The following is an 11,938-nucleotide window of genomic DNA, read 5'->3' as shown; positions in this document are numbered from 1 at the left end:
CTCCCATAATCAACAAGGCTCGTCATTGTATGGCGAGCTTTTTATTTTCTGAAAAACACAGGTAGTGCAGGTTACTTTGAGAGGCCAATGCTTATATGTGTAATGGGGGTTGATATGAATCTTAAGTCACGGCGTTTTTGATGCTCTTTGTGGTTTTGAATATAGGGAGAGGGTGGAAATGAATACACGAGTCAGTGAGAGTTCTTTTAAAAGGCTCATCCAGTTAGTTGGTTGTGTTTTGATTATAGTGTTGAGCAATAGTCGACTCTCCAATGCTCAAAGCATCGAGTTTCCTACTTGTGTACAGAGCGAGGTTTTGAATACAGAAATCCACCTTTATGTTGATGAATCGGTGTTAGATGAATATTCCAAAGCATTTATAGCCTCTAAAATAGCGACATGGGAAAGCTATTCGAATCTGGTGTTAAAAAACTCCTGCGTCCCTATGACGAGAAAAGTCACTAAGGTGACTTATACGTCTGAAATCGACAGCCTTTGGTTTCAAGATTTGGGCGCAGCAGAGAGGTTATTAAAACTCTCGATGGAAGAACCGATTCCAGAAACAACAGAAGACGGCGTCCCCATTTTTACTGGGATAGTATTTTCTAATTATAATTTTAGCTTTGAGTCTGATTATTGTGGTATGTCTTCTTCGGTATCCTACTTTTTTTCTTTAGCGATAAACTGCCCTGATTACTTAATGGAGCATGAAATTGGCCATTTAAGTGGTGCTAATCATGACTATAAAACGTTATTGAAAGATTTTGATAGTATAGAAAGTTACATTTCTGGAACGTATCCAAGAGCTCCTCAATATTCCTTCGGTACAATTTGTGCTGACAGAGGCACAGTGATGTCTTATGAGCGAGATGTTATACCTGCATATTCCAGACCGGACATCAGAGTAGATGGCACAAAGTGCGGGGATAGCAAATACCACAATAATGCGAGAGTGCTTAGAGAGTTCGCACAAGCTTATTTAACCCCATGATTGCCTAGTTGGTAGTCTGTTGTTTTATCGAACGTTATAACGCGTTCAATTCAAAGTGTTTGTCCTGTGATCTTTAAATCTAAGACGGGCGTATTTCTTCCAGTTTATAAAGGAAGAGTATGCATGATGCTATCTAAAGAGAATGAATCAAGAATTATCGAAATGGCGTGGGAAGACCGAACGCCATTTGAGGCAATAGAGCACCAATTTGGTTTAAATGAATCACAAGTGATTCGTTTCATGCGTAGCCATCTCAAGCTTGGCAGTTTTAAGCTGTGGCGCTCACGTGTTTCTGGGCGCTCGACCAAGCATGTAAAACTACGCAGTTCGGACGTTTCGAGAGGTTATTGTCCAACTCAGTACAAGCATTGTTAAAAGAGGGGATGCCCAACCAGTATCCCAAATCAACACACAGATATGGGAAATGAAAGGAATGAAACAATTTTTCGCTCTACTTATAGTGCTGCTTAGCTTCGGCATCAGTCATGTTCAAGCGAATGATACGCGACTTAAGCAAGCTTACGAAAATCACCAAAGCGACGTTCAGGTGCGCGGATCGGGTACGGTGTATCGAGTACTTCCTGATGATAATAAAGGCTCTCGACATCAGAAATTCATTTTGCGACTCGATAGCGGACAAACCTTGTTAGTCGCACATAATATTGACTTAGCGCCTCGTGTTCAGGGACTGGCAAAGGGCGATCGAGTTGAATTTTATGGTGAATATGAATGGAACAAGAAAGGTGGCGTAATGCACTGGACGCACAAAGACCCTCGTAATCATCACACTCATGGTTGGTTGAAGCATAACGGGAAAGTATACGAGTAAACACCTCCGAGACTTTTCCTTTCAAGGCTATAAGATAAAAAGGAATTTTGATGTTTAAGCTGGAAACTGACAGGTTGATTCTTCGAGATATGAGTCTCGAAGACGAGTGTGCCTTTGTTGCGATGTCTCAAGACGCTAAGTATCAGCGTTTCTATGATGAAAGTGATTGTGAACCTAACAAATATCGAGAGCTAACCCAGTTGTTTGTTGCACAGGCTTTGGAAGTACCACGCCAGTCCTATCAGCTAGCGGTTGAAAGCAAAGATTCGGGGAAGTTTATTGGAACCGTTTGTTTACGTCTTGAACGCGATAAACAAGCTTCAATGGGCTGTGCTTTCTCAAGGGAAATTCAGGGAAAAGGGCTTTCTATAGAAGCTTCTGAAGCCCTCGCTGATTTTGGTTTCTCAGAGTTAGGCATACACCGTATCTACGCTGAAACCATCAGCAAGAACTTGGCTGCGATTAAATTATGTAAGTCACTAGGAATGAAACAAGAAGCGTGTTTTAAAGATCATCGATTCTTCAAAGGTCAATGGTGGGATACAGTTGTGTTGGCGGTTCTACGTTCTGATTGGAAAAAGGCTTAGTGATGGAAAGTGGTATGCAGAAGCTAGATAGAGGGCTCGATAGAGAAGGGTTCATTCAAAATCTTTATTCGCCAAAGAACATTGCGCCTGAATTTCAAGACGTGGTGTCAGCAGTCGTTGCTAAGAGAACTTCCAAGTCAAGTTGATGGTATCTACTTGTATGGAAGCGTGCCTAGAGGAACGGCCATTGTTGGTCGCTCTGATTTGGATGTTTCTATCGTACTCGCTACGCCTGTTGGTCAGAGAGAAAAGGAAGTATTTAACCTACTTTCCGACACCATACCCCAAACCTATCCGCAAGTGACCAAGCTTGATATCGATCCTGGCTTCCTGCGGGATGTTCTGCAACCCAACGAAGAATTCCATTGGCAGTTTTGGCTCAAGCATTGTTGCTGTTGTATTTGGGGGAATGATCTATCTATAAAGTTTCCACGATATAAGCCCAGCAATGAAATAGCCCAAGCTCTTAATGGCGATTTATCGACTTTTCTTAAGCAAATGCCCTCGAGTTTCAAAACAATGACTGATGCGGATATCGTTAAGGTAATTGGTAAAAAGTTAGTGCGAGCGGCGTATTATTTTGTGGCTGAGCAAGACGGCAGTTGGTACACCAATCTGAGCCAGTGCGCTGCAGTCGCCAAGCGCTATTACTCCAATCAAAGCGACGATATTGAGCTAGCTCATCAATACGCTCTCGGAAATTTGATATCTAAAACAGAAGCTTTTGAATTGTATGAAAGGCTGAGTAAAAAGCTTGTTGTAAATTAAGCATTAACACAAGCTAGAACAACAAACTTAACTACTTTTGTAACGGCTTTAGGAAAATTAGATGGATGTCCACGAGTGTGTTTCTTTTATCATGCTGAAGGAATCGCAGGTATTACTAGAAACGCGTAGTGAGTCTAGGGAGACCGATCCCGGTTTAATCACTATACCTGGCGGCCATATTGAACACGGTGAAAACCAGGTTCAGGCGCTGTTTCGTGAACTTGATGAAGAGCTTAATGTTGTTCCGATTGATTACCAATACTTGTGTTCGCTTTACCATCCTACGAAGGAACTTCAGTTGATTCATTATTTTATCGTGAGTGACTGGAAAGGAGATATCACCGCTCAAGAGACTGATGATGTTAAGTGGTATTCACTAGGTTCAGCTCCTGTTGGTATAGCAGCCGATGGTATTGCTTTGAAAGAAGTAGAGCGCGTGGGTAGGTATCTTTAGTTTGGATTCGATAAGATGCTTTGGACGTTTTTTGAGGGCTCAAAAACGGTGAAACCCCGATGTTGGTAGCATCGGGGTTTCGAATTTCTAGATTTCTCGACTGGTAAGATCGATTATCTTTTCTATGCAGAAGGCTGGATTAATCCAATCTTATTCCTTGGTAGGGAATTAGATGCGGATGAAGTCCATGTGCTCAACTTTTGGCTTGAACGCGTGACGTTGAACGTCTTGTGGCTTAACCTTAACTTCTGCGCCGTCAATCAGTAGAGTGATTGCTTCGTAGAATTCAGGCTTGTCCATTTGGTTGATCACGTCAGCGTGAACAAGTTCGATAGCTACAGCTTCAGCTTCGCCACCGTAGATTACAGCTGGGAATTTACCAGCGTGACGTAGGCGGCGGCTCGCACCTTTACCTAGTTCAGTACGTACTACTGCTTCAAATTTCATAGTTTTACTCTCAAATTAGTAAAAATTAACTTCACACCTCAATGCGACCTTGAGTGTGTGGTAATGCTTAAACATAAAAGTTCATGCTTAAGCGAGCGCGGATACTAACATCACATTCCAATATGAGCAAGTCAGAAGCCCATCTCAAAGTGAATTTCCTTCGATAATGGGTTCGTTTGGAGATAAAACGTTCGCTAACGCTTGTTTAGCGTATTTTACTCCCTTTTACATCGCAATCCTTATCTATTTATATCACTGCTAAATCATCAAGTTAATGAACGGAAAATGAATGTTTGCCTAAGACTTGGTTAAGTCTTAGTTCGTTAATCTTAGTGTTAATTAAACAGCAGAATGAATAGGTGAAAATATGAAACCGGTAAGCATTGTCGTAATTACGCTAAACGAAGAGAAACGCATTAGCCGCTTAATGGAAGAGTTGAGCGTGCAAACCCACCAAGAGTTTGAAGTGATTGTTGTCGACTCGAACAGTGAAGATAACACCAGAGAAGTGGCGCAAGCTTATGAAAACGCGTTGCCAAAATTAACGGTGCATCACATGGAAAACCGTGGTGTGAGCCTTGGCCGAAACACCGGGGCTGCTTTGGCGCAATACAACCGAATCCTTTTCTTAGATGCTGACGTGAGCTTGCCTCGAAACTTCCTTGCGAAAGCGCTTTATGAACTAGAAGAGAAGAAGCTTGAAGTGGCGGGTGTGTACATGAGCTCGAAAGGTTTGCCGCTTGTACACAAGTTTGGTTACGGGCTATTTAACGCAGGCTTGTTTACTACTCAGTTCTTTTTCCCGACGGCGATTGGCGCATGTATTTTCTCGACTAAACGGGCGCATGATGAGATCGGCGGTTTTGATGAAGAGATCGTCCTGTGTGAAGATTGTGACTACGTAAAACGTGCGAGCAAAACATGGCGATTTAGATTCCTAAATATGACTTTTGGTTTTGACCCACGTCGCTTAGACCAAGATGGCGTTGTGAAGACAGGCTCTACTTATCTTAAAGCCAATGTAAGACGCTTCTTTAAAGGAGAAATGCGTAATAACGAGATGAACTACAAGTTTGGTCACTACAAAGAACAGTAAGCGTTGAGGTTGTTATGTTTGATGGACTAGGGTTGTTTCTGGGAGCATTGGGTGATGCTCTCATTGGCCCAAACCTATTTGTACCGGGAGAGCCGTTCTTTATCGCAGCGGGCTTTCAACTGTATTCAGGTGCATGGATGGCGTTGGTTTTGGTGATGCTAGGTGGTTTGCTTGGTGATCAACTCAGTTATTTCATTGGTTATAAATACGGTGTTAAGGTGCAACGAAGGCTCATTAAGTTTCGCCCTAAAACCAAAAGATTAATTGCGCGCTGCCGCTATCTGGTTGCTCGCAAAGGCACATACATCATTCTTTTTGCTCGTTTATTAGGGCCTATCGCTTGGGTTGTGCCATTTATAGCTGGCTCGCATCGTGTACCGTGGCGTAATTTTAGTGTGTTGGCGTTTATCGGTTTGGCCCTTGGTGGAGGGCAGTTCATTGCTTGGGGCATGTTACTGGCGCACGGCGTTGAAAACTTCCCGTGGCTTAATAGCCTTAAGATATTTATCTCGGAGCATAATAGCTTGATCGTTGGTGTGTTCGCGGTATTAGTCTTCACCATTATCGGTTACCGAATGAAGTGGCGATGCTTAGTACTTAAGTCTAGTGCGCTGTTGTTGGCGTGGGTATTGTTTGCGAACTACGCTCACTTTTTCTGGAAAGCGGATGACTTTCAGAATCAACCAGAGACGGCTCAAATAAACAAAGTCGACTGGAACTCGGTTACCTATAAAGCGTTCCCCGGTAAATCTTCGTTCTACTCGGCGCAAGCGATCAACGTAATTTATGTTGGAGCAACCCCAAGAGACTTAATGAAGCAATTAGGCTGGATAGAGAATCAAACCTTCTCTCGAAATGAGATTGAATGGGTTGGTTATCTCGCATTGCTTAGAGAAAAAACGCCGCCAGTGTCTGATTTATATTGGCGAGACAAGCCGCAAGATATGGCTTTTCAATTGCCGGGTAACCTGATGAAGCGCAGCCATATTCGTTGGTGGCGTGCAGGTGTTGATATTAAAACTAACCAGCCTCAGTGGTTAGGCGCAATTAGCTATGATGATGGCCTTAAAGTCACGCCTTACTCAGGCATTGTGACCGTGCTTCATAACATTGACCCTAATGTTGATGAAGAGCGAGATCGGCTTGCTAATCAGATACGAACGTTACTACCAGACATCGAGTTAGACAAGTACCCATTAGCAACGGTGGAAGTGATCAATGACGATCATGACTATTACACTGATGGCCGGGTATTAACGATTGGAGCAACGACCCTTAGTGATAATTCACAAACTTTGGATGTTGCTGTGAACGATATATAGAGTTGTATATAAGGTCGATAGAATTAAGCCCTAGCATTACGTTAGGGCTTATTGGTTCAGCCTTTACTTACTTTAAGCACCAGAGAAGCTTTTAAGCCGCCCATTGAGCTCTTGCTGAGCGTTAGGCTGCCTCGGTAACTGTGTGCCATTTCATTTACGATATTAAGCCCTAAGCCTGTTCCTGGTGTGGTTTCATCAAGTCGGACGCCACGTTTGGTCACTTGCTCAAGCTTCTCTTCAGGAATGCCTTGGCCATCATCTTCAATCACCAACTCTATGTTGCCATCGTCGAGTTCATTTGCATGGACGCGAATAATGCTGCCCGCCCACTTGTAACTGTTCTCGAGTAGGTTGCCGACCATTTCATCAAGGTCGGTTTTTTCTACTGCCACTTCAATCTCAGAGTCTAGCTCGTTAATCATGGTGACTTGATTGGCAGCGTAGACTTTATCAAACGCCATTGAGATAGCTTCGACACGCTCACAAGGTGAAGACTTCACCGAAAGAATGTTCATTGCACCTGCCATACGAGCGCGGCCAAGGTGATAATCAATTTGGCTTTGAATCTGATGAATGGGCTGTTGCAGCAGTGCCTTGTCATCCTCTGGAAGTCGCTCTATCTCATTTTTTAGAACTGAAAGCGGTGTTTTCAACGCATGAGATAAGTTACCCGCGTGGTTACGAGCTCGTTCTAATAACTCTTGATAGTGAAAGAGCAGGGCATTGAGGTCAGAGACTAATGGAGAAACCTCTTTCGGGTAGTTATCGCTTAACCCTTGTTGCTCGCCGTTTCTTAGCATTACCAGTTCGCGTTGCATCTTGCTGAGCGGTAATAACGACCAACTGACTTGAATACCGATCAACATCAGCACGCCAACAAACAGCAACATTAGGATCAACCAGACTTGACCAGTAAGCTCTGTCAGTGTGGATTCTAATGGATCTTCATCAATACCAATGGTGATCGTGACAGGGTCGCTCAGTTCAGGCAGGTAGATATCTTGCTCGATGTAAATCAGCTTTTCTTTCTCTGGCCCTTTGACTGATGTGTGAATCGGTGAACGCTTGATGGTGAGGTCTTTATCCCATAGCGAGCGAGATCGAATGATCTGCTCTTGGGTAGCGGCGCGCCAATAAATACCACTGTAGGGCTGGTTGAACCTAGGATCAGACAGACGCTCTGCCATGATCAGGTTACCACTGTCATTGGTTTCGATATTGGCGGTTAACTCATCCATGGTTAAGCCAAGCTGCTGCTTCATGTCATCGACGAGGTAGTCGTTAACCAGTTTCGGAATCCCGACACCAGCCGCTAATATCATCGCACCTAGCCAAAAAGCCGCAGCAAGGAGCAAGCGGCTTTTTAAACTGATGTTTTTAAGTGTTCGTTTCTTTAGATTCATGCATTTCCAACCTGCCTTTGCTCATCGTAACTTATCGTATTGCGATGATCAGAACAGGCTGTCCACTTAATTAATGGTTGCTCTTGGCGTGATTGACGACTGAGCTATTCAGCATTCAGTTGGTAGCCAAGGCCACGAACGGTTTTGATGATCTTTGGTGCGATTTTCTTACGAATACGACCGATGAACACTTCAACCGTGTTTGAGTCTCGGTCGAAGTCTTGCTTGTAGATATGCTCAACCAACTCAGTGCGCGAGATAACCTTGTTTTGGTTATGCATGAAGTACGCGACAACTTTATATTCCAGCGCCGTGAGGCTAACTGCTTGACCTTGCCACAACACTTTAGAACTGCGTGTGTCTAGGCTTAGATCACCGATTTGAAGTATCGGAGCAGCACTGCCTGATGCTCGGCGCAGTTGAGCTCGGATACGGGCAATCAGCTCGACCATCTCAAATGGCTTAGTTAGGTAGTCATCAGCACCGGCGTTCAAGCCCTCAACACGTTGAGTTAGCGTGTCACGAGCACTTAAGATAATCACTGGCGTGTTGATGTTTTCGTCTCGAATGCCTTTTAATACCGTTAGGCCGTCAAGCTTAGGTAAACCTAAATCGAGGACAATCGCGTCCCATTCTTCTGACGTTGCACGGTAGAGTGCGTCGATACCATCTTGAGAGAGATCTGGAACCCAGTCGGCCCCCTCAAGTGTTTCAATAATTTGTTGGCCCAAACGAGGCTCATCTTCAACGACTAAAATTTTCATAATTGTTCTTCTAATTTCTTCTAATGACTGTTCGTCGTGCTTAGCTCTTCGTCGTACGTAACTAGTCGCCGTGTTTAATTGCGTCTTTAAAGTTGCGGCCTTTGATCATAAGCATTTCTAACGTCTCAGCGTTGTATTCGACTTTGATGATGTTGTTTTGGTAATTGATTTTTAGTTCATACACCCAAATGTCGTCATCTTCTTCTAGTTCTACTTTAATGATTCTGCCATGAAGATCGTTTTCAACCGCCGCATACATTTCTGAGAAAGGGCGAATGTAGCCTTCTCGTACGGCTTCATAGACTTCGTCTTGATCTTCTTCAAATTCGATGCTGGTTCCTGCTTTATGAACGTCCTGCACTAATTCATGACCATTATGATGTGAGTCAGCCCATGCGCCAGCAGAAACAAATAAGCCTAAGCTTATAGAAAACAAAGAAATCATAGCTTTACTAAACATAGCGAATCCTAGAGAAGGTTGATAGCGTTCAGTATAAAAAAGTAATTCTGAACAGAAAGTGAACCTGATTAATAATGAGAATTTGATACCGAAAAACTTAACGCTTAAATGGCGCAGGCTTTAATACATAAGATTAATTGCCGAGTGTTAAGAACGTAAGACTTACTTTTATTCTTAACCTTAACGCTGCTGTAGTTCGTCTTCGAATATCTTGTCTCTCATTTTCCAAAAGCGTCCGACTTTACGGGCAATCACGAATTGAGGTGGGCGGAATCTATGTTGGTGAGCAACCACTTTCGTCGGTGAGGCTTCTTCGAAAGGGCGATGTCTGTCTGCAAGGTGAGGGCGAACAAACTGGTCTTTGAAGTTCTGCTTCTGCTTTTTGCTGGTTAATGACCAAAACTCATGCACTTGCGCTTGGTTTTCTCCGCGATAGGTGACCTTAAGTTGTGATTTACCTTTCTCGTCTTTAAGCACGTTGAGGTCCATTTCCAAGCATTCAAATACCAAGGCATCTTTTAGGTTCAGTGCTTCTTTTAGCTTTTTGTCTGGGTCGACTAAGGTTGCATCGCACTCATGACAAATGCGCGCAGCAATGTCATTATCAGCACCACATTCACCGCAATATTTCGCTCGGAAGCGATAATTACAGTGCTCGCGCTCGCCCGTGTCTTCATCGGTAAAGTAGCCTTGGCATTTGCGCCCAAAGTGCTCAAGCAAGAAGCCATTGCTGTCTAGCTTGCCCCAAAAGTTATTATTGAAGCCGCACGCAGGGCAAGGGATGGTGATGATTTCACTGTCTGAATCGGGTTTAGGGTCGCCAACCTCAGGTTGGTAGAGGTCGTAACTGTTGCCCGCATAGTCGAGCACCAAACACTCTTTTTTACCCGGAGATAGGCGTAAGCCACGGCCAACGATTTGTTGATACAAACTGATGGATTCTGTCGGGCGCAAAATCGCGATTAAATCGACGTGTGGCGCATCAAAACCTGTGGTTAATACCGATACGTTAACCAAAAACTTGATTTTACGTTCTTTGAAGTCGCTGATAATTTGGTCACGTTCGAGAGTTGGTGTATCACCAATCACAATTGAAGCTTCACCTTCTGGCAATAAGCCGAGGATCTCTTGCGCGTGTCGAACGGTCGCAGCGAATACCATGATGCCTAGTTTATCTTGGGCTAGGTGAATAATCTGATCGACAATCTGTGGGGTCGCTCGTTTCGATTGCTCGATCACCATGTCGAGTTCTGCTTCTTTGTAGCGACCAGTGCTCGCGGGCTTTAACTGCGAAAAGTCATAGCTCAACACGGGTGCATCAATCATGCGTGCAGGAGTTAAGAAACCTTCATCGAGCAGGTAACGAATCGGCAGCTCAAAGATACAGTCGCGGAAGAAACGTGGCTCATCTGAACGCACTTGACCGCGAGTGTGGTATTGATAAATCCAACCCATCCCAAGACGATATGGGGTCGCTGTTAATCCAAGCACCTTGATGCCCGAATTATTCTCGTGTAAGTGAGTGATGACTTTCTGATAACTACTGGTCTTTTCATCGGGAACACGGTGGCATTCGTCGATAACCAACAGCGAAAATTGGTTAGAGAATGAATCGAGATTTCGCACCACAGATTGCACCGAAGCAAACACGACTTGTTGGTCGGTCTCTTTGCGTCCTAAACCCGCAGAGAAAATCGAGCCTTTCAGCCCGTAACCTTCATACTTTTCATGGTTCTGTTCAACCAACTCTTTTACGTGAGCAAGCACCAACACTCGACCTTTCGCAAGCCTTGCTAACTCTGCAATCACAAGGCTTTTTCCTGCACCTGTCGGAAGCACGAGCACTGCCGGAGTTTGGTGTTTTCTGAAGTAATGAATCACTGATTTTACAGAATCAGCTTGGTACGGGCGGAGTGTATACATATCGCGTCTTGTAAGAAGGAAAACAAATAGTGTGAAATAGCTCAACTAATTGAGCAAAGGTGACTATAATACCCGACTTAGATTAGTTGAGGTATTCATGCGTTTAGATAAATTTCTGTGCGATGCATTAGGCGTCACTCGAAGAGAAGCAACACACTTATTAAAATCCAAGGCAGTGACAGTAAATGATGTCATTCAAAAAAGCGGCTCACTCAAGGTAACTGAAGAGTGCGTTGTGGAATGGCAAGGCAATGAACTGAATGTTCACGGCCCACGTTACATCATGCTTTATAAGCCAGAAGGCTTTGTTTGTTCGCATGAAGATGGCGCAAATCGTATCGCGTTTGAATTACTTGATGAAATCAAAATGGACAAGCTGCACTTTGCTGGTCGTCTAGATATTGATACAACAGGTCTTGTATTGATTACCGACGATGGTAAGTGGTCTCACCGTATCACTTCGCCAAAGCACAAGTGCGAGAAGACGTACCGTGTGTGGTTGGTTGAACCTGTTGAAGACGATTACGTTGAAAAATTCAAAGAGGGCATCCAGCTTAAGAGCGAAGATGGCCTAACACTTCCTGCACACCTAGAAGTTCGTGCAGAGCGTGAAGTGCTGCTAACGATTCACGAAGGCAAATACCACCAAGTTAAACGTATGTTTGCTGCTCTTGGTAACAAGGTAGAAGCACTACACCGTGAACGTATTGGCGAAATTGAGATGGACGAATCTTTAGAGTTAGGTGAATACCGTTACCTAACGCAAGAAGAAGTCGATTCAATCTGGAAGTAGTCCTTAGCTAGAAGTTGCTCTTAACAAGAAATTGTTCTTCACAAGAGACCACTTTTGCTGGACATAGCCCTTTCGTTGTAAAGCCGACCATGGATAGCGTC

Annotated in this window: 13 protein-coding genes and 1 pseudogene; 9 read left to right on the top strand and 5 right to left on the bottom strand. The window is 43.9% G+C overall.

Annotated features, from left to right (window positions below; all coding sequences use genetic code 11):
- The first annotated feature begins 178 nt into the window (after positions 1 to 178).
- The 6 genes and pseudogenes from AB4384_RS03800 (at position 179) to AB4384_RS03775 (ending at position 3,629) form a co-directional block, all read left to right on the top strand.
- On the top strand, positions 179 to 991 hold the full coding sequence (locus tag AB4384_RS03800) for a hypothetical protein (RefSeq protein ID WP_102320617.1): 813 nt from the start codon (positions 179 to 181) through the stop codon (positions 989 to 991).
- Between the two features lie 123 nt (positions 992 to 1,114).
- The gene (locus tag AB4384_RS03795) at positions 1,115 to 1,366 is read left to right on the top strand and encodes a TIGR03643 family protein (protein ID WP_017091136.1); all 252 of its coding nucleotides are present in this window, start codon (positions 1,115 to 1,117) and stop codon (positions 1,364 to 1,366) included.
- Between the two features lie 58 nt (positions 1,367 to 1,424).
- Positions 1,425 to 1,820, top strand: a complete 396-nt coding sequence (locus AB4384_RS03790; RefSeq protein WP_102320616.1) for a DUF3465 domain-containing protein — start codon at positions 1,425 to 1,427, stop codon at positions 1,818 to 1,820.
- 50 nt (positions 1,821 to 1,870) lie between these two features.
- Entirely contained in the window at positions 1,871 to 2,407 is a 537-nt protein-coding gene (locus AB4384_RS03785) for a GNAT family N-acetyltransferase (RefSeq protein WP_102320615.1), read from the top strand.
- Positions 2,408 to 2,421: 14 nt separating this feature from the next.
- Positions 2,422 to 3,175 (top strand): annotated as a pseudogene (locus tag AB4384_RS03780) (nucleotidyltransferase domain-containing protein).
- A gap of 61 nt (positions 3,176 to 3,236) precedes the next feature.
- A complete protein-coding gene (locus tag AB4384_RS03775; protein WP_102320614.1) occupies positions 3,237 to 3,629 on the top strand; it encodes an NUDIX hydrolase in 393 nt (130 codons plus the stop codon).
- A 168-nt stretch (positions 3,630 to 3,797) separates the two neighbouring features.
- Here AB4384_RS03775 and rplY read toward each other — a convergent pair whose 3' ends face one another.
- A complete protein-coding gene (rplY, locus tag AB4384_RS03770; RefSeq protein WP_017060373.1) occupies positions 3,798 to 4,076 on the bottom strand; it encodes a 50S ribosomal protein L25 in 279 nt (92 codons plus the stop codon).
- Positions 4,077 to 4,443: 367 nt separating this feature from the next.
- Between rplY and AB4384_RS03765 the strand changes: the two genes are divergently transcribed.
- A complete protein-coding gene (locus AB4384_RS03765) occupies positions 4,444 to 5,172 on the top strand; it encodes a glycosyltransferase (protein WP_102320613.1) in 729 nt (242 codons plus the stop codon).
- 14 nt (positions 5,173 to 5,186) lie between these two features.
- On the top strand, positions 5,187 to 6,494 hold the full coding sequence (locus AB4384_RS03760) for an LssY C-terminal domain-containing protein (RefSeq protein WP_017070602.1): 1,308 nt from the start codon (positions 5,187 to 5,189) through the stop codon (positions 6,492 to 6,494).
- Between the two features lie 56 nt (positions 6,495 to 6,550).
- On the opposite strand, the gene AB4384_RS03755 is transcribed toward AB4384_RS03760, so the two are convergent.
- The 4 genes from AB4384_RS03755 to AB4384_RS03740 form a co-directional block, all read right to left on the bottom strand.
- Positions 6,551 to 7,897: an ATP-binding protein gene (locus tag AB4384_RS03755; protein WP_102320612.1), complete on the bottom strand. Its 1,347-nt coding sequence runs from the start codon at positions 7,895 to 7,897 to the stop codon at positions 6,551 to 6,553.
- A gap of 104 nt (positions 7,898 to 8,001) precedes the next feature.
- On the bottom strand, positions 8,002 to 8,661 hold the full coding sequence (locus AB4384_RS03750; protein ID WP_102320611.1) for a response regulator transcription factor: 660 nt from the start codon (positions 8,659 to 8,661) through the stop codon (positions 8,002 to 8,004).
- Positions 8,662 to 8,722: 61 nt separating this feature from the next.
- The gene (locus AB4384_RS03745; protein WP_017066076.1) at positions 8,723 to 9,121 is read right to left on the bottom strand and encodes a PepSY domain-containing protein; all 399 of its coding nucleotides are present in this window, start codon (positions 9,119 to 9,121) and stop codon (positions 8,723 to 8,725) included.
- Between the two features lie 180 nt (positions 9,122 to 9,301).
- Positions 9,302 to 11,044 carry a DEAD/DEAH box helicase gene (locus AB4384_RS03740; RefSeq protein WP_102320610.1) on the bottom strand — a complete coding sequence of 581 codons (1,743 nt, stop codon included), beginning with the start codon at positions 11,042 to 11,044 and terminating at the stop codon, positions 9,302 to 9,304.
- Between the two features lie 97 nt (positions 11,045 to 11,141).
- On the opposite strand from AB4384_RS03740, the gene rsuA reads away from it, so the two are divergent.
- Positions 11,142 to 11,837: a 16S rRNA pseudouridine(516) synthase RsuA gene (gene rsuA, locus AB4384_RS03735; RefSeq protein WP_017060380.1), complete on the top strand. Its 696-nt coding sequence runs from the start codon at positions 11,142 to 11,144 to the stop codon at positions 11,835 to 11,837.
- Positions 11,838 to 11,938: the final 101 nt, after the last annotated feature.

Origin of the sequence: Vibrio sp. 10N.261.51.A4, from assembly GCF_041471945.1 — a bacterium.
Classification (GTDB): domain Bacteria; phylum Pseudomonadota; class Gammaproteobacteria; order Enterobacterales; family Vibrionaceae; genus Vibrio; species Vibrio crassostreae_C.
Note: the sequence above shows the minus strand (reverse complement) of the source record. Positions and strands in the feature narration are given on the sequence as shown.

Bases quoted from the DNA above. Each gene is read 5' to 3' on its own strand.
- AB4384_RS03800 (WP_102320617.1), top strand. From the start codon at position 179: ATGAATACACGAGTCAGTGAGAGTTCTTTTAAAAGGCTCATCCAGTTA.
- AB4384_RS03795 (WP_017091136.1), top strand. From the start codon at position 1,115: ATGATGCTATCTAAAGAGAATGAATCAAGAATTATCGAAATGGCGTGG.
- AB4384_RS03790 (WP_102320616.1), top strand. From the start codon at position 1,425: ATGAAACAATTTTTCGCTCTACTTATAGTGCTGCTTAGCTTCGGCATC.
- AB4384_RS03785 (WP_102320615.1), top strand. From the start codon at position 1,871: ATGTTTAAGCTGGAAACTGACAGGTTGATTCTTCGAGATATGAGTCTC.
- AB4384_RS03775 (WP_102320614.1), top strand. From the start codon at position 3,237: ATGGATGTCCACGAGTGTGTTTCTTTTATCATGCTGAAGGAATCGCAG.
- rplY (WP_017060373.1), bottom strand. From the start codon at position 4,076: ATGAAATTTGAAGCAGTAGTACGTACTGAACTAGGTAAAGGTGCGAGC.
- AB4384_RS03765 (WP_102320613.1), top strand. From the start codon at position 4,444: ATGAAACCGGTAAGCATTGTCGTAATTACGCTAAACGAAGAGAAACGC.
- AB4384_RS03760 (WP_017070602.1), top strand. From the start codon at position 5,187: ATGTTTGATGGACTAGGGTTGTTTCTGGGAGCATTGGGTGATGCTCTC.
- AB4384_RS03755 (WP_102320612.1), bottom strand. From the start codon at position 7,897: ATGAATCTAAAGAAACGAACACTTAAAAACATCAGTTTAAAAAGCCGC.
- AB4384_RS03750 (WP_102320611.1), bottom strand. From the start codon at position 8,661: ATGAAAATTTTAGTCGTTGAAGATGAGCCTCGTTTGGGCCAACAAATT.
- AB4384_RS03745 (WP_017066076.1), bottom strand. From the start codon at position 9,121: ATGTTTAGTAAAGCTATGATTTCTTTGTTTTCTATAAGCTTAGGCTTA.
- AB4384_RS03740 (WP_102320610.1), bottom strand. From the start codon at position 11,044: ATGTATACACTCCGCCCGTACCAAGCTGATTCTGTAAAATCAGTGATT.
- rsuA (WP_017060380.1), top strand. From the start codon at position 11,142: ATGCGTTTAGATAAATTTCTGTGCGATGCATTAGGCGTCACTCGAAGA.